At 69.7% G+C, this 15,577-nt stretch carries 14 protein-coding genes; 9 read left to right on the forward strand and 5 right to left on the reverse strand.

Translation table 11 applies throughout. The features are described 5' to 3' along the window. Positions 1-16: 16 nt before the first annotated feature. Positions 17-1,405 (reverse strand): serine hydrolase domain-containing protein, encoded by a 1,389-nt coding sequence (locus BLR90_RS00970; protein WP_091021738.1) that lies wholly within the window; start codon positions 1,403-1,405, stop codon positions 17-19. A gap of 88 nt (positions 1,406-1,493) precedes the next feature. On the opposite strand from BLR90_RS00970, the gene BLR90_RS00975 reads away from it, so the two are divergent. After that, positions 1,494-2,105 (forward strand): TetR family transcriptional regulator, encoded by a 612-nt coding sequence (locus BLR90_RS00975; RefSeq protein WP_091021739.1) that lies wholly within the window; start codon positions 1,494-1,496, stop codon positions 2,103-2,105. A 56-nt stretch (positions 2,106-2,161) separates the two neighbouring features. Here BLR90_RS00975 and BLR90_RS00980 read toward each other — a convergent pair whose 3' ends face one another. Together BLR90_RS00980 and BLR90_RS00985 are read right to left on the reverse strand one after the other, a co-directional pair. Beyond that, the gene (locus BLR90_RS00980; protein WP_143016067.1) at positions 2,162-3,079 is read right to left on the reverse strand and encodes a hypothetical protein; all 918 of its coding nucleotides are present in this window, start codon (positions 3,077-3,079) and stop codon (positions 2,162-2,164) included. Next, positions 3,066-3,806, reverse strand: a complete 741-nt coding sequence (locus BLR90_RS00985) for a hypothetical protein (RefSeq protein WP_091021741.1) — start codon at positions 3,804-3,806, stop codon at positions 3,066-3,068. Before BLR90_RS00985 ends, BLR90_RS00980 begins: the two co-directional genes overlap by 14 nt. A 228-nt stretch (positions 3,807-4,034) precedes the next feature. Between BLR90_RS00985 and BLR90_RS00990 the strand changes: the two genes are divergently transcribed. From BLR90_RS00990 to BLR90_RS01000, 3 genes are all read left to right on the forward strand, one after another. Then, positions 4,035-4,553 carry a Dps family protein gene (locus BLR90_RS00990; protein WP_091021742.1) on the forward strand — a complete coding sequence of 173 codons (519 nt, stop codon included), beginning with the start codon at positions 4,035-4,037 and terminating at the stop codon, positions 4,551-4,553. 97 nt (positions 4,554-4,650) lie between these two features. Further along, a complete protein-coding gene (locus BLR90_RS00995) occupies positions 4,651-5,880 on the forward strand; it encodes an HNH endonuclease signature motif containing protein (RefSeq protein ID WP_091021744.1) in 1,230 nt (409 codons plus the stop codon). Between the two features lie 36 nt (positions 5,881-5,916). Then, a complete protein-coding gene (locus BLR90_RS01000) occupies positions 5,917-6,804 on the forward strand; it encodes a M15 family metallopeptidase (protein ID WP_245715082.1) in 888 nt (295 codons plus the stop codon). A 163-nt stretch (positions 6,805-6,967) separates the two neighbouring features. Here the strand turns inward: BLR90_RS01000 and BLR90_RS01005 are convergent, their stop codons facing one another. After that, positions 6,968-8,776: an N-acyl-D-amino-acid deacylase family protein gene (locus BLR90_RS01005; RefSeq protein ID WP_091021746.1), complete on the reverse strand. Its 1,809-nt coding sequence runs from the start codon at positions 8,774-8,776 to the stop codon at positions 6,968-6,970. Positions 8,777-8,845: 69 nt separating this feature from the next. Between BLR90_RS01005 and BLR90_RS01010 the strand changes: the two genes are divergently transcribed. The 3 genes from BLR90_RS01010 to BLR90_RS01020 are packed head-to-tail and all read left to right on the forward strand — an operon-like array spanning position 8,846 to position 11,749. Next, a complete protein-coding gene (locus BLR90_RS01010; RefSeq protein ID WP_091021748.1) occupies positions 8,846-9,118 on the forward strand; it encodes a DUF3311 domain-containing protein in 273 nt (90 codons plus the stop codon). Beyond that, entirely contained in the window at positions 9,115-10,803 is a 1,689-nt protein-coding gene (gene mctP / locus BLR90_RS01015; RefSeq protein WP_281245365.1) for a monocarboxylate uptake permease MctP, read from the forward strand. Before BLR90_RS01010 ends, mctP begins: the two co-directional genes overlap by 4 nt. 40 nt (positions 10,804-10,843) lie before the next feature. Continuing rightward, a complete protein-coding gene (locus tag BLR90_RS01020; protein WP_091021750.1) occupies positions 10,844-11,749 on the forward strand; it encodes a homocysteine S-methyltransferase family protein in 906 nt (301 codons plus the stop codon). A 1-nt stretch (position 11,750) separates the two neighbouring features. On the opposite strand, the gene gabT is transcribed toward BLR90_RS01020, so the two are convergent. After that, complete coding sequence (gene gabT / locus BLR90_RS01025) at positions 11,751-13,070, reverse strand: 4-aminobutyrate--2-oxoglutarate transaminase (RefSeq protein ID WP_091021752.1); 1,320 nt, start codon at positions 13,068-13,070, stop codon at positions 11,751-11,753. A gap of 30 nt (positions 13,071-13,100) precedes the next feature. Between gabT and BLR90_RS01030 the strand changes: the two genes are divergently transcribed. After that, positions 13,101-14,204: a 1-deoxy-D-xylulose-5-phosphate reductoisomerase gene (locus BLR90_RS01030; protein WP_218029318.1), complete on the forward strand. Its 1,104-nt coding sequence runs from the start codon at positions 13,101-13,103 to the stop codon at positions 14,202-14,204. After that, the gene (locus BLR90_RS01035) at positions 14,201-15,562 is read left to right on the forward strand and encodes a M50 family metallopeptidase (RefSeq protein ID WP_091021754.1); all 1,362 of its coding nucleotides are present in this window, start codon (positions 14,201-14,203) and stop codon (positions 15,560-15,562) included. The genes BLR90_RS01030 and BLR90_RS01035 overlap by 4 nt, the downstream gene beginning before the upstream one ends. Positions 15,563-15,577: the final 15 nt, after the last annotated feature.

Here is a 15,577-nt window from a genome sequence, read left to right on the forward strand (position 1 = left end):
GGGCCTGACGGTCACGTCAGACGCGCTTGTGCGCCCGGCCTCCGAAGTGCAGGTACGTCGGGCGTCCGCCGACGTCGTCGGGGTTGAAGAAGGCGGCGAGCAGGTCGGCGTCGGCGATGGGGAGCTTGAGCATGAAGGAGTCGTCGCGGGCGACCGGCACCAGCGGCAGGTCGATCATCGGGGGCCAGCCCTGGTCCTGGGCGACCCCGTGCGAGGGCGTCACGGTGGCCATCAGGCGGCCGTCGTCGTCCGCGTTGATCTCGAAGGTCAGGCCCTCGCGCTGGTAGGTGCCCGTGTAGCGGTCGGGCTCGGCCACCCGGGAGTCCTCGAGGGTCGCGGGGTCGGGGCGCGGGGCGACGCCGAGCCGGCGGCCGAAGAGCCAGTCGGCGAGCTCGCGGTAGAGGTTGAGGGCGCTGTCGACGTTGGTCTGCAGGCAGAAGCCGAAGCGCTCCTCCGGAGCCACGCGCATAAAGGCGTTCTGGCCGATCGAGTTGCCGTCGTGGCCGACGACCGAGACCTCGCCCCAGTGGTCGAGGATCCAGCCGAGACCCCAGCCCTGACCGAGCACGGAGTCGTCGACCAGCTCGACCTGCTGCACGAGCATGCTCGCGGCGAGCTTCTCGTCCAGCAGTCGGGTGCCGTCGGGGGCGACGCCGCCGTCGAGGTGCAGCTGGGCGAACTTGAGTACGTCGCCTGCCGACGCGATCACCGCGCTGCCCATCGGCGAGAACGCGCGCCACAGGCCCCAGGTCGGGCTGACCACCAGCTTGGCCGGGTCGGCCGGGTCGGCCACGTGGCCGACTGAGGTCGGGTGCACGATCGCCTCGTCCGCGAACGAGACCGTGTGCTCCAGCCCGAGGGGCGCGAAGATCCGGTCGCGCAACGCGTCCTCGAACGTCGTACCCATGAGCACCTCGACGATCCGCCCCAGGATCGAGAAGCCACTGTTGCTGTAGCTCCAGATCACGCCCGGGGGAGCGATCTGCGGCAGGTCGGCGCACCCGGCGACGTACTTCGCCAGCGCATCGTCGCCGCGGCCGGTGTCGGTGAAGTGGTCGCCGTCGAAGCCGCTGGTGTGGGTGAGCAGGTCGCGCGGGGTGACGGTGTCGCGAGCGTGGTGGTCGGCGACCTCGAAGTCCGGCAGGTAGGTGCGGATCGGGGTGTCCAGGTCGAGCTTGCCCTCGTCGACCAGCATCATCACCAGCGTCGCGGTGTAGAGCTTGCCGATGGAGCCGGGCAGGAAGAGCGCGTCGGGGGTGGCCGGCTGGCCGGTGCGGAGGCTGAGTACGCCGGCGGCGACCTCGGTGACGGAGTCTCCGTCGAGTACGGCGAGCTGGGCGCCGGGCACGTCGTACTTCTCGATGAGCTCGGCGAGCTTCTGCTCGAGTTCGGGCTGCGTGAACATCGGGTCTCCCTCATTGGCTGAACCTACAGTGTAGGTCTCACCATACCTACACTGTAGGTATGGCTGTCAATGACGTTATGCTCCGGCTGTGGCGGCGCTGACGCGAGAGCGGATCCTGGCCTGCGCGGTGGCCATGGCCGACCGCGACGGGCTCGACGCGGTGACCCTGCGTCGGATCGCGGGGGAGCTGGGCGTGCACGTCACCTCGCTCTACAACCACGTGCCCACCCGCGACGCCATCACCGACGGGATCGTCGACTCCCTGCTGGACCAGGCGCACCTGCCGACGACTCCGGTCGAGTGGGAGGAGTGGGTCCGCACCTTCTTCGAGGGGATGGGGGCCATGGCCACCCAGCACCCCGGCGCGTTCGCGGCGCTGTCGCGCCGCCCGGTCCAGGGCGCGCATGCCGCCGCTTCGTTCGAGGTGGCCCTCGCCGCCTTCGGCAAGGCCGGCCTCTCGCCGGTGGACTCCTACAACGCCGTGAAGGCAACCGCCCTCACCGCCCTGATGGTGGGGCTGGAGATGAGCGCTGCGGCTCGTGGCGAGATGCTCGAGACCGCTATCGAGGACCTGCCGGAGGAGAGCTTCCCGCAGTTCCACGCGCTCGAGGGTCACGACGCGACCGCCGCCTGGTCGTTCACCCTGGAAACGCTGGTCGCTGGGCTGCGGGTGCAGATCTCCGAGCGGACCGCCGATTGAGTCAGGCTTGCCAACGAGGGTAGGGGCTGTGAGCCCGGTGTTTGGTTGGAGGCGGCCTACTCGACCGCCCCAGGCGATAAGAGTTCTCGGACGAGCCCGGCGATGGCGTCGCAATCGGCCTCTTGCAGCATCTCGTCCGCAACCGCCTCTTCGCACGTGGTCAACAGGGCTGTGAGTTCTTCGATCAACGCTGCCCGTCGTTCGCGCGAACCCGCTGTAGGGGATGGAGGGGCAGATTCGGCCGATGGCGACGGGCAATCGCTTGTGACCGACGAGGGCAGCGGCCCAGCAGAGCGCGCCTCCCCGCAGGTCTTGACCAACTCGAGCGAACTTTGCGGTTCACTCGTGACGTAGTCCGCGGATAGCGCGAAGCCCATGAGGCCGAGGATCACGGTGAGGTAGCAGAGCCATGCCCGACGGTCACTGACCACTCTGGTGGCATTGCGACGAACCACCACCAGCCGAGCCCGGGCCAAAGCGCGGTCGATCTCACCCTGGACCTCGTTGGTGCGGGCAGCGGTACGCGCGCGCTGATCCTCCGAAGTCGCCCGTGCTGCGACCCGACGCAGACTCATCGCGTGCTCGTCGAGGGCCAGCAACGTGCTGAAGCCGAACTTCTGCGCAGCTTCCCCAAAAATGACGTTCACATCGGTCTTCGCTTTACCGAGCTGCTCTTCGTCCAGCGAGGCGGTGAGCACGACCGGCTCATTCACCCCCATCAGCCGGACAGCGACGATGAGTGCCCCTACTGCTGCTGCGACGAGACAGGCCACAGCTGCCAGAACCCACTTCTCCTCGCCGTGGTCCCAGCCAGCCAGATCGGCAGCCTTGGTTAGCCCGACTCCGCCGGTTCCGAGCGTGGCGAGGGCAGCGAGCGCCTTGCCGAACAGATCGATCCGACCGCGTATTGCGTCGGTCATCTTGTCGACATCGGCGACTCGGAGTGTGGGAGTCGCGTCGTCACCGTCTGACATCGGTTTCCCCTTGGCGGACGGTGCTTGTGGTCGCGGACTGGCGCTCTCCTGAAGGACTGGCCGGGGCAGCGGGCGACTCTGCGGAGCTGCTTGTGTCACTGGCGATGGAGATCTCATCAACCCGTCGTCGCAACCCCAGGACCATCTCAGTCAGGACATCAAGCTCTTCGGCGAAGGAAGTGGCGCCCGCGTCCTTCTCGCCGATCGAGAGGTGATTCGTTGCTGTCGTGAGGGACTTCTGAGCTCCCATCAGTCGCCCGATCGCCAACCTGACGCCGTGTTTGTCCGCGTCCGGCACCCGAGGTCGTGCGGACGGCGGGGGCGTGACGTCAGGTTCGTTCGGGTCCTCGACAGAGTCCTCGGCGTCGTCGAGGGCGAGTGAAGATTCCGCAGGCTCCTTGGGGGCCAACCCCCTGCGCACCATCGCCCGGCGCCGGAGGTCCTCGCATTCACGTGACAGGTCCGTGGCGACTTCAGCGAGGACGCCGGCAAGTCGCTGGTTAGTTGCCTGCTCGTGCTTAGCCAGGCCCGACCCGGAAGGCCTTCCCGCAGCATGAAGTCCTTCCGCCGCACGGGTGAGCGCCTTCCCTGCCGCGCTCAGCCGCCCTACGACGAGGCTCCACGTGGCGCTGTCCAACAGGCCGGCCGGCTGTTGCCCGTCTGCTGGCCGGTCAATCAGCTCGGCGAGCCAGACGATCAACTCTTCAACATCGCTCTTCAGGGACACCGTAAAGCCCCTCTCAATTTGCTTACGGCGACCAAAGACACATTTCCGCCTGTTGAGGACAGCTTCGCCGCTGCCGCCAACGGCGACCGGCGCTGTCAGGTCCGCTTGGCGCGGGGTGTGACACGCCGCGGCGCGCCGCAGGGCAGGCTCTCCTTACTGGAATCATTCAAGAAAAGGCGAGATGATGGTCGGGTAGCAACGACGTACGCAGACGACGAGAGGTGCACCATGACCCAGACCCTGAACCCCCAGCACACCGCCCACCCGGCCTTCCAGGCCAGCCCGCAGCTCGGCGGTCACCTCCAGCAGCTGCTCGTGGACCTCACCGACCTCCACCTGCAGGGCAAGCAGCTGCACTGGAACGTCGTGGGCAAGAACTTCCGCGACACCCACCTGGTGCTCGACGAGGTCGTCGACGCGGCCCGTGAGTTCTCCGACGTGGTCGCCGAGCGGATGCGCGCCGTCTACGTCACCCCGGACGCGCGCTCGAAGACCGTTGCCGCGACCACGAGCCTGCCCGATCTGCCCACTGAGGAGATCGACACCGCCGACACGGTCGACGCGATCGTGGCCTCGCTCTACGCGACGGCCGGTACGACGCGTCGTATCCACGACGAGGTCGACGCCGAGGACCCGACGACCGCGGACATCCTGCACACGATCCTCGAGCGGCTCGAGCAGCTGGCCTGGATGATCGACGCCGAGAACCGCGTCGCCAACAACAGCATCCCTCGCTCGCACGTCTGAAGCACCCGAAGGTAAAGTCTCAGAAAGTTCCGAGAGGGCCTGTGGACAAGGGGTTCTGAGGCCTTCGGCTGTCGGTGCGTGGTGCTGGGATAGGAACATGACAAGCACCGGACGTCGCACCGATCGGGACCACCCGATCGTCGCTGCGATGTCCGCGATCGAGGCCGAGCTCGACGAGGTTCAGCACGCGCCGGCGTGGTCGCTGAGCGACGACGACACCCGTCGCGCGCTGCTCACCGCGACCCGGCTTGCTGCCCGCCTGTCCGCCCTTGAGCTCAAGGTCGCCGCGCACGCAGACAGCAACCGCGTCGGAGACGCGTCCGGTGCGACCTCGGCCGGGGTGTGGTGGGCCAACGCGAGTCGGATGACTCAGGCCGAAGCAGCGCGCAAGGTCAAGCTCGCCAGAGCGCTGGAGCATCACGAGCCCGTCAGCGAAGCACTCGCGGCCGGTGGACTCCTCGTCGACCAGGCCAGGGTGATCACCGCAGCCGTGGACGCGCTGCCCGACACGGTTCAGCCTGAGGTCCGCGCTCAAGCACGTGGTCACCTCCTCGGAGCCGCGGCGCACTACGACGCGCGTGCGCTGCGGATCCAGGGCCGGCGGATCCTCGACGTCGTCGCCCCCGAGATCGGCGAGGCCGAGGAGGCCAGACAGCTCGCCGCCGAAGAGAAGAAGGCGGAGCAGGCCGCCCGGCTGACCATGCACGACGACGGCCACGGCCAGACCTTTGGCCGGTTCATGATCCGAACCGCCGAGGCCGACATGTTCCGCAAGGCGCTCCAGGCGATCGCGTCACCGAAGGCCGGCGGACAGGGGTTGTCCCCGCACGGGATGGGTCTGGCGTTGATGGAGCACATCCGTCGTTACCCGACAGGCAAGCTCCCCACCGCCGGCGGCGTAAGTGCCACGGTCGTGGTCACCATGACCCTGGAGACCCTGATGGGTGGGCTCAAGGCGGCCCAGCTCGACACCGGCACCAGGATCAGCCCTGGCCTCGCGAGGAAGCTCGCGTGCGAGGCCGGGGTCATCCCCGTCGTCCTCGGCGGCAGGTCCGAGGTCCTCGACGTCGGCCGCAAGCGCCGCTTCCACACCAAGGCCCAGCGGATCGCGATGGCGGTGCGCGACAAGGGCTGTGCCGCGATGGGCTGCGAACGCCCGACCTCGGCCTGCCACGCCCACCACCTGGTCCAGTGGTCGAACGGCGGCGGCACCAGCGTGGAGAGCGGCGTGCTTCTCTGCGCGAGACACCACACACTGGCCCACCACGACGACTACGAGGTCATCCACCACCCCGTCGGCAAGATCAGCTTCATCAGGCGGGAGTGAGCGGCAGTTGCCCGGCCACGTGCGAAGGTGTTGTGGGTGACCACCTCCGCCGTACGGCTGTCGCTGGCAGGTCTTCTGGCCGCCGGCGCCCTGTCGGCGTGCGACCTCGGGCGCGCCGTGGAGCCGCGATCCGCGGAGAGCCCGTCGACCAGCGTGCCCTCGGGCTCGACCCCCGAGCCCCAGCCCGATCCTGCTCCGCAGCGACCCCCGCCCCTGGGGACGGTGCCGCCGGCGTGGCTCGGGAGGCGCGTCCTGCCGCAGACCCCGGAGGGGTACGGCGAGGTCCGGCCGACGCCGCGGGTGATGCGGGTACGGCGGTGGAACACGCCCGATACGGTCCCGCCGCTGACGGGCGCCGGCTTCCAGGCGCTCGTGGCCGACCCGGCGCCGGATGACGCGATCAGTCGCTCGACGTGGCGGGCCGGCTGTCCGGTCGACCGGACCGAGCTGGCGTGGGTGCGGATGACGTACTGGGGCTTCGACGACCGCCGCCACTCGGGCGAGCTGCTGGTCAACGGGGCGGTGGCCGACGACCTGGTCGAGGTCTTCCGCCACCTCTACGAGGCGAGGTTCCCGATCGAGTCGATGGGGATCGCGCGGCTCGCCGAACTCGACGCGCCGCCCACCGGCGACGGCAATGCCACCGGGGCGTTCGTCTGCCGACCGGTCACCGGTGGGACGGAGTTCTCCCAGCACGCCTACGGGCTCGCGGTCGACCTCAACCCTTTCCAGAACCCCTATCTCCGGGGCGACGTGGTGCTGCCCGAGCTGGCGTCGGCGTACCTCGACCGCGGCTGGGTCCGCCCCGGGATGGTCACCGACGACGGGGCGGTCGTGCGCGCGTTCGCGTCAGTCGGCTGGGGCTGGGGCGGCGCCTGGTCGAGTCTCAAGGACTACCAGCACTTCAGCCTCAACAACCGCTGACTCTGCTGACGAGCGTCGAGCTGCGCGAGGACATCGGCGAGGAAGGCTCCGCGGTGGGGGATCCCGACGCACTTTCGGAGCAGTAGCGACCCCACGTAGTGAGGCGCCCCGGGGACCCACTGCGTAAGTGGGTGCGAGGCGCCTCGTAAGACAAGACCAAGGTCTAGTCCACCCGGGCCGGAACCGCAACCATGGTTGAACTTGCAACCGGTCGTACGGCGGGTGTCTTCTCCTCGGCGCGCAGGAAGCGGCCCGTCCGCTCCTTCCCGAGTACGTCGGTCGCGTCACCGTCGCGCCACACGGTGCGGCCGGCGACCATGACCAGCGGGACGGTGGCGTCGTTGCGGTTGACCATGCGCGAGAGGTTGTCGTACTGAGCGACCGGCGCCTCGTGGTACTCGTCGAGAGTCGAGTCCAGGTGAGCCGGGTCGAGCAGGAACAGGTCGGCGCGGTGGCCGACGCGCAGGTGGCCGGCGTCGATGCCGTACCAGTCGGCGAGCTCGCCGGTGAGGCGGTGCACGGCGTGCTCCATGGAGAGGAACGGGCGGCCGGCGACCTCGGCGTCGTGGACGTGCCGGAGCAGCCGGAGGCCGAAGTTGTAGAAGGACATGTTGCGCAGGTGGGCGCCGGCGTCGGAGAAGCCCATCTGGACGCCCGGGCTCTGCGCCATCTTCTTGAGGATGTCGGGGCGGTGGTTGGAGATCGTGGTGCGCCAGCGGATCGCCGTACCGTGCTCGAGCACGAGGTCGAGGTAGGCGTCGACGGGGTGCAGGCCGCCGCGGTCGAGGCCGACCTGGCCGAACGACTTGCCGATCACGGAGGCGTCGGGGCACTCGACGATCTCGGCGTCGAAGAAGTCGCGGTGCCAGACCCGCGGGCCGTACTTGGAGTCGTAGTCCTTGCGGAAGCGGCGGCGGTAGTCCTCGTCGCGCATCAGCTCGTCGCGGGCGATCTTCTCCGACAGGTGCAGGGCGGCGGCGCCGGAGCCGAACTCCTCGAAGATGACCAGGTCGATGCCGTCGGCGTAGACCTCGAACGGCACCGGCAGGTGCTGCCACTTGAAGTCGGCGCCGGCCTTGTTGACCGTCGCGGCGAGGAGGCGCATCAGGTGGATGATGAACGGGATCGCCTTGATGTCGGCGGCCGAGAGCAGGCTGGTCTTGAGGGGCTTGGTCTTGCCGAAGCCGATCGAGCCGAGCGCCTGGGTGACGATCGTGTGCGGGTGGCTGGCGTCGGGGCCGGCCTGGAGGGCGCGCCCGCGCGAGCGGAGGATCTTGCGCAGTCCGCGCATCTCGCGCCACTTGGCGTACGTCGAGGGCAGGGTGCGCGAGCGGCAGACGTCGCCGTCGAGCTTGTCGAAGAGCAGCTGCTGGGCCGACATGCCGACGAAGCCGGCGTCGAGCGCCTCGGTGAGCATGTCCTCCATCCGCTGCTGCTCGCGCCTTGAGGGGCGGACGTTCTTGCGGGTGGCCTGGTCGAGCCCCATGGTGGCGGTGCGCATGTCGGAGTGACCGATGAACGCGGCCAGGTTGGGGCCGAGCGGCAGCGACTCGAGCGCCTCGACGTACTCCTGGGCCGACGACCAGGTCTTGGCCTCCTGGACGGCGCGGATGACGTGCTTGCGGGGGATCGCCTCGACCCGGCCGAACAGGTCACCGGCGTCGACCGCGCCGACGTGGACGGTCGAGAGCGAGCAGGAGCCGAGCAGGATCGTGGTGACGCCGTGGCGCAGCGACTCGGGCAGGTGCGGGTCGTTGAGCACCTCGACGTCGTAGTGCGTATGGATGTCGACCATGCCCGGCAGCACCCACTTGCCGGCGGCGTCGACGACCTCGGGGCAGCCGGTGGCGTCGAGCGGCTCCGCCGACACGGCCGCGACGTGACCATCGCGGATCCCCAGGTCGCGGACCGCCGAGGGCGCTCCCGTCCCGTCGAACCAGCGGCCGTTGCGGATGATCACGTCAAAGGTCATGCACGGATCGAACCGGAGTCTTTGACACGCGTCAAGCCGTGAGCGCGATCACAGGTAACGTCGCGCCGCATGAGTCTCGGAAAAGACACATCTCGTTCCGGCACGCCTGACGTCCCGGTCACCGACAAGCGCAAGATCGCCGCAGCCGGGGTGCTGCTGCTGATCCCGGTGGTGGCCCTGCTGTGGGTCGACACCTACGCCAGGGAGGACCCGAAGCTCTTCGGCTTCCCGTTCTTCTTCTGGTACCAGTTCATGTGGGTGTTCATCTGCTCCGCGATGACCTGGGCGGCCTACAAGCTCACGCTCTCGGCCCGTGCGCCGCGCAAGGGTGACGACCAGTGACGGCGCCGGTGACGGTCATGGTGACCGGCGGCGGGGTCAACACCGTCGCGCTCGCCGTCCTGATCGCGCTCTTCCTGGTGGTGACCGTCCTCGGCTTCTACGCCTCGCGCTTCAAGCGCGCCGAGAGCCTCGACACCCTCGACGAGTGGGGGCTGGGCGGGCGCAAGTTCGGCACCTGGATCACGTGGTTCCTGCTCGGCGGTGACCTCTACACGGCCTACACGTTCGTGGCGGTGCCGGCGGCGATGTTCGCCACCGGTGCGGTCGCGGGGTTCTTCGCGGTGCCCTACACGATCATCCTCTATCCGATCATCTTCATCTTCATGGCGCGGCTCTGGTCGGTCAGCCACCGTCACGGCTACGTCACCACGGCCGACTTCGTCCGCGGCCGGTACGACGACCGCTCGCTGTCGCTGGCCGTCGCGATCACCGGCTTCCTCGCGACCATGCCCTACATCGCGCTCCAGCTCGTCGGCATCCAGGCGGTGCTCGAGGTGGCCGGGGTCGGCGGTTCCGACAACATCATCGCCAAGGACGCGCCGCTGCTGGTGGCCTTCGCGGTGCTGGCCGCCTACACCTACTCGTCGGGGCTCCGCGCCCCGGCGGTGATCGCGTTCGTCAAGGACATCCTGATCTACGTCGTGATCATCGTCGCGGTCGTCTACCTGCCCTCCGAGGTCGGCGGCTGGGACGCGATCTTCGGCGCCGCCGAGGAGAAGATGACCACGACCAACGAGGTGACCGGCGCGCCCCAGGGCTCGTTCATCCCCGGCTCCGAGGCGATGTGGGCCTACGCGACGCTCGGGCTCGGCTCGGCGCTCGCGTTGTTCATGTACCCCCACTCGATCACCGCGAGCCTGTCGTCGGGCAGCCGCGACACGGTACGCCGCAACGCCGCGCTGCTGCCGGCGTACTCCTTCGTGCTGGGGCTGCTCGCCCTGCTCGGCTGGGTCGCCATCGCCGCCGGCACCGACCCGACCGGCCTCGACGGCGAGATCAACCCGCAGCTGGTGGTCCCGCAGCTGTTCGAGGACTTCTTCCCGGCCTGGTTCGCCGGGGTGGCGTTCGCCGCGATCGCGATCGGGGCGCTCGTGCCGGCGGCGATCATGTCGATCGCGGCGGCCAACACGTTCTCGCGCAACATCTACAAGGAGTGGCTGAAGAAGGACGCGACCCCGGCGCAGGAGGCCAAGGTCTCCAAGCTGGCGTCGTTGGTGGTGAAGGCGTTCGCGCTGGTGTTCGTGCTCACGCTCGACCGCCAGAACGCCATCAACTTCCAGCTGCTCGGCGGCATCTGGATCCTCCAGACGTTCCCCGCGATCGTGTTCAGCCTCTACACGCGGTGGTTCCACCGCACCGGGCTGCTGGTCGGCTGGGCGGTCGGCATGGTCTACGGCACCTACCAGGCCTACCAGGCGATCAACCCGATCACCGGCAAGCACTTCGGCAGCCCGCTCGACCCGATCCCGGGCATCGGCGACCTCGGCTACATCGCGATGACGGCGTTCGCGCTCAACCTGCTGGTCACGGTGGTGCTGACGCTGGTGCTCCGGGCAGCCAACGTCTCCAACGGCAGCGACGCGACCGAGCCCGGCGACTACTACGCCGACGCCCACGACCCGCGGGTGAGATACGACCTGGAGCACCAGGACGACCCGTGGCGCGGGGAGCCGCAGGCGAAATAGTGGTCGACATCCGCACGGAATTTCGGCCTATCGTGACGCCATGCCCGCACCCTTCCTGCTCAGTGGCCACGACTGGGTGACCGACGGTGGCCTCGAGACCGACCTGATCTTCCTCAAGGGCGTCGACCTGCCCGAGTTCGCGGCGTTCCCGCTGGTCGACGACCACGCCGGGCGCGCGCTGCTGACGTCGTACTTCCACGACTACGTGGCGATCGCGGAGGCGGCGGGCGCCGGCGTCGTGCTGGAGACGCCCACCTGGCGGGCCAACCCGGACTGGGCGGCGCTGGTCGGCTACGACGCGGTCGCGCTCGACCGGGTCAACCGGGCGTCCGTCGACCTGGTCCGCGCGGCCGTGGCCGGCGCGGAGCGGGCGATCGTCAGCGGGTGCGTGGGTCCGCGAGGTGACGGCTACGTCGCGTCGACGACCGAGGCCGACCAGGCTGCCGACTACCACCTGGCCCAGGTCACGTCGTTCGCGGCCGCCGGGGTCGACGTGGTGCACGCGATGACGCTGTCGACCGTCGCCGAGGCGGTCGGCGTAGTCCGCGCGGCGCGCTCGGTCGGGGTGCCGGTGGCGATCTCGTTCACGGTCGAGACCGACGGCCGGCTGCCGGACGGTACGCCGCTGGGTGAGGCCGTCGGGTCGGTCGACGCCGCCGCCGCGCCTGACTGGTACGGCGTCAACTGCGCCCACCCCACCCACGTGGCACCCGCCTTCGACGGGGGCGGCTGGCAGGAGCGGGTCGCCGCGCTGCGGCCCAACGCGTCGACGATGACCCACGCCGAGCTCGACGCGATGGAGGAGCTGGACAGCGGCGACCTCGGGCTGCTGGTCTCGTCAGCCGCGTCCGCGCGGGCTGCCCTGCCGTCGGTGTCGGTCGTCGGTGGCTGCTGCGGCACCGACAGCCGCCACGTCGCTGCCCTGTGGGGCGTGGGCGGGGCGTGACCTAGGCGGTGGCGGCGAACGCCTCGGCCACCACGTCGAACGCCTCGGCCAGGAGCGCGTCGGAGATCGACAGCGGCGGCAGGAAGCGGAAGACGTTGCCCCAGGTGCCGCAGGTGAGGACGACGACGCCGTGGGCGTGGCAGTGCGCCGCCACGGCGGCCGCGCGGGCGGCGTCCGGGGTGGTGGTGCCGGGGGCGCACAGCTCGATCGCCATCATCGCGCCGCGGCCGCGGACGTCGCCGATCACGGCGTACGTCTCCTGGAGGTCGGCGAGCCGGCCGGCCATGGTGACGCCGATCTCGCGGGCGCGGGTGACGAGGTCGTGCTCGCGCATCTCCTCGAGCGCCCCGAGGGCGGCGGCGCACGCGACCGGGTTGCCGCCGTAGGTGCCGCCGAGGCCGCCGACGTGGACGCTGTCCATCAGCTCGGCCCGGCCGGTGACCGCGGCGAGGGGGAGCCCGCCGGCGATGCCCTTGGCGGTGGTGACCAGGTCGGGGACGACGCGCTCGTGGTCGCTGGCGAACCAGTCGCCGGTGCGGCAGAAGCCCGACTGGATCTCGTCAGCGACGTAGACGACGCCGTTGGCCGTGCACCAGGCGGCGAGCGCGGGCAGGAAGCCCGGGGCGGGTACGACGAAGCCGCCCTCGCCCTGGATCGGCTCGATCACGACGCACGCGAGGTTGGCGGCGCCGACCTGCTTCTCGAGCACGTCGATCGCGCGCGCGGCCGCCTCCTCGCCGGACAGGCCGTCGCGGAACGGGTAGGACATCGGCGCGCGGTAGACCTCGCCCGCGAACGGCCCGAACCCGTTCTTGTAGGGCATGTTCTTCGCCGTCATCGCCATCGTCAGGTTGGTGCGCCCGTGGTAGGCGTGGTCGAAGACCGCGACCGCGTCCCTGCCGGTGGCCACGCGGGCGATCTTGACGGCGTTCTCGACCGCCTCGGCGCCGGAGTTGAAGAGCGCCGACTTCTTGGCGTGGTCGCCCGGGGTGAGCTCGGCCAGCTCGGCACACACGTCGACGTACCCGTCGTACGGCGTGACCATGAAGCAGGTGTGGGTGAACGCCGCGACCTGCTCCTGCACCCGTCGTACGACGGCCGGCGCGGCGTTGCCCACCGTGGTGACCGCGATCCCGGAGCCGAGGTCGATCAGGTGGTTGCCGTCGACGTCGACGAGCACACCGCCACCGGCCTCGACGATGAAGACCGGCAGCGTGGTGCCGACGCCGTCGGCGACGTGCTGCTTCTTGCGATCGAGCCGGGCCAGCGACTCCGGCCCGGGGATGGCGGTGACGAGGCGGCGTTCCTGCGCGATGCTCATGGAGGGACATTAGTGCGGGAGGATGGTCTGGTGAGAGACGTTGTGATCCTCGGCTCGACGGGGTCGATCGGCACCCAGGCCCTCGACCTCGTGCGCGCCAACCCCGACCGGTTCCGGGTCGTGGGGCTGACCGCCGGCGGGTCCAACCCCGAGCTGTTCGAGCGGCAGGTCGCGGAGTTCGCGCCGGCGTACTCCGGCCTCTTCTCGGGACTGGGTGAGGACGCCTCCGTCGAGGCCGCCTCCCGGCCTGCTGACGTCGTACTCAACGGCATCACCGGTGCGGTCGGCCTGCGCCCGACGCTCGCGGCGCTCGACGCCGGGACGACGCTGGCGCTGGCCAACAAGGAGTCGCTGATCATGGGCGGCCCGCTCGTGCTCGAGCGCGCCAAGCCCGGCCAGATCGTGCCCGTCGATTCCGAGCACAGCGCGCTCGCACAGTGCCTGCGCGGTGGGACCGCCGACGAGGTGCGGCGCCTGGTGCTGACCGCCAGCGGCGGACCGTTCCGCGGCCGCACCCGCGAGGAGCTGGCCGACGTCACGCCCGAGCAGGCGATGGCCCACCCCACCTGGGACATGGGCCCGGTGATCACCATCAACTCCGCGACCCTGGTCAACAAGGGGCTGGAGGTGATCGAGGCGCACCTGCTGTTCGGCATCCCGTTCGACCGGATCGAGGTCGTGGTGCACCCGACCAGCGTCGTGCACTCGATGGTGGAGTTCGTCGACGGCTCGACGCTCGTGCAGGCCAGCCCGCCGACGATGCTGATCCCGATCGCGCTCGGGCTCGCGTGGCCCGACCGGGTGCCCGATGCGGCGCCCTCGGTCGACTGGACGCGCCCCGAGACGTGGGAGTTCTTCCCGCTCGACGACCAGGCGTTCCCCGCGGTGTCGCTAGCCCGGGACGCCGGCGAGCAGGGCGGGACCGCCCCGGCGGTCTACAACGCCGCCAACGAGGTCTGCGTGGAGGCGTTCCGCGCCGGCCGGCTCGCTTTCAACGACATCGTGCCGAGCGTGGCCGCCGTCCTTGCACGCCACGACGTACTCTCGGGGGAGACGCTCACCGTCGACGACATCCTCGATGCCGACGCCTGGGCGCGCACCGTGACCAGCAGCCTGATCGGGGAGACCGCGTGACCGCCCTCTACTACGTCCTCGGCGTCGTGCTCTTCGTGGGCGCGATCCTGGTCTCGATCGGGCTCCACGAGCTCGGCCACATGATCCCGGCGAAGAAGTTCGGCGGGAAGGTCACCCAATACTTCATCGGGTTCGGCCCCACCGTCTGGAGCAAGCAGGTCGGGGAGACGGAGTACGGCGTCAAGGCGATCCCGCTCGGCGGCTACGTCAAGATCGTCGGGATGCTGCCCCCCGGCGCCGACCAGCTGGCCGACGAGACGACCGTCGACGCCGATGGCAACACCGTCACCCGGGTCCGTAAGTCCAACACCGGAATGTTCACCCAGCTGATCTCCGACGCGCGCGCCGCGGAGTGGGAGCTGATCAAGGACGAGGACACCGAGCGGCTGTTCTACAAGCTGCCGTCGTGGAAGAAGGTCGTCGTGATGGCGGGCGGCCCGACCGTCAACATCCTGATCGCGTTCTTCATCTTCTGGGGCGTCTTCGCGACCTACGGCCAGAAGTCCGTCGAGGCCGAGGCCGGTCCGCCGGTGCTCGACTCCGTCTCCGTGTGCGTCCTGCCCTACGCGGAGGAGGGTCGCGAGTGCACCGCCGACGACCCGCGCACGCCGGCCATCGAGGCGGGCCTCGAGCCAGGTGACGTCATCACGTCGTTCAACGGCACCCCGGTCTCCGACTGGGACCAGCTGCGTGAGCTGATCCGCGGCAACGAGGACGGCGAGGCGGTGATCGGCTACGAGCGCGACGGTGCCGCCCTGACGGGGACGACCAGCACCACCGTCGAGGCCCGGCCCACCTCCCAGACCGACGAGACGCTGACCCAGGTCGGCTTCCTCGGGGTCACCCCGACGCAGCGCATCGTCACCGAGACCGGCGGCCCGATCTACACCGTGCGCGAGATGGGCGGGATGGCCGTCGAGACGGTCAAGGCGCTCGCCACCCTGCCGGTCAAGGTCTGGGACGTCGCGCAGGCGATCGTCGGGCTCGAGGAGCGCGCCGTCGACAGCCCCGTGAGCATCGTCGGTGGCGGCCGTCTCGCTGGCGAGACCGTCTCCCACGACACCTTCCCGGTCACCGAGAAGGCTGTCTTCCTGCTGATGCTGATCGGCGGCTTCAACTTCTTCATCGGGATGTTCAACTTCATCCCGCTGCTGCCCCTCGACGGCGGCCACATCGCCAGCGCCGTGTGGGAGGGCGTACGCCGCCGGATCGCCCGGCTGCGCCACCGCCCCGACCCGGGCTACGTCGACGCCGCCAAGCTGCTCCCGGTCGCCTACGTCGTCGCCTCGGTGATGCTGGTCATGGGCCTGGTCCTGATCGTCGGCGACCTCGTCGTACCGCTGCACCTGGAGGGGTAGCGCCGTCGGTTGCGG

It is taken from the genome of Nocardioides szechwanensis, assembly GCF_900103935.1.
Lineage (GTDB): Bacteria > Actinomycetota > Actinomycetes > Propionibacteriales > Nocardioidaceae > Nocardioides > Nocardioides szechwanensis.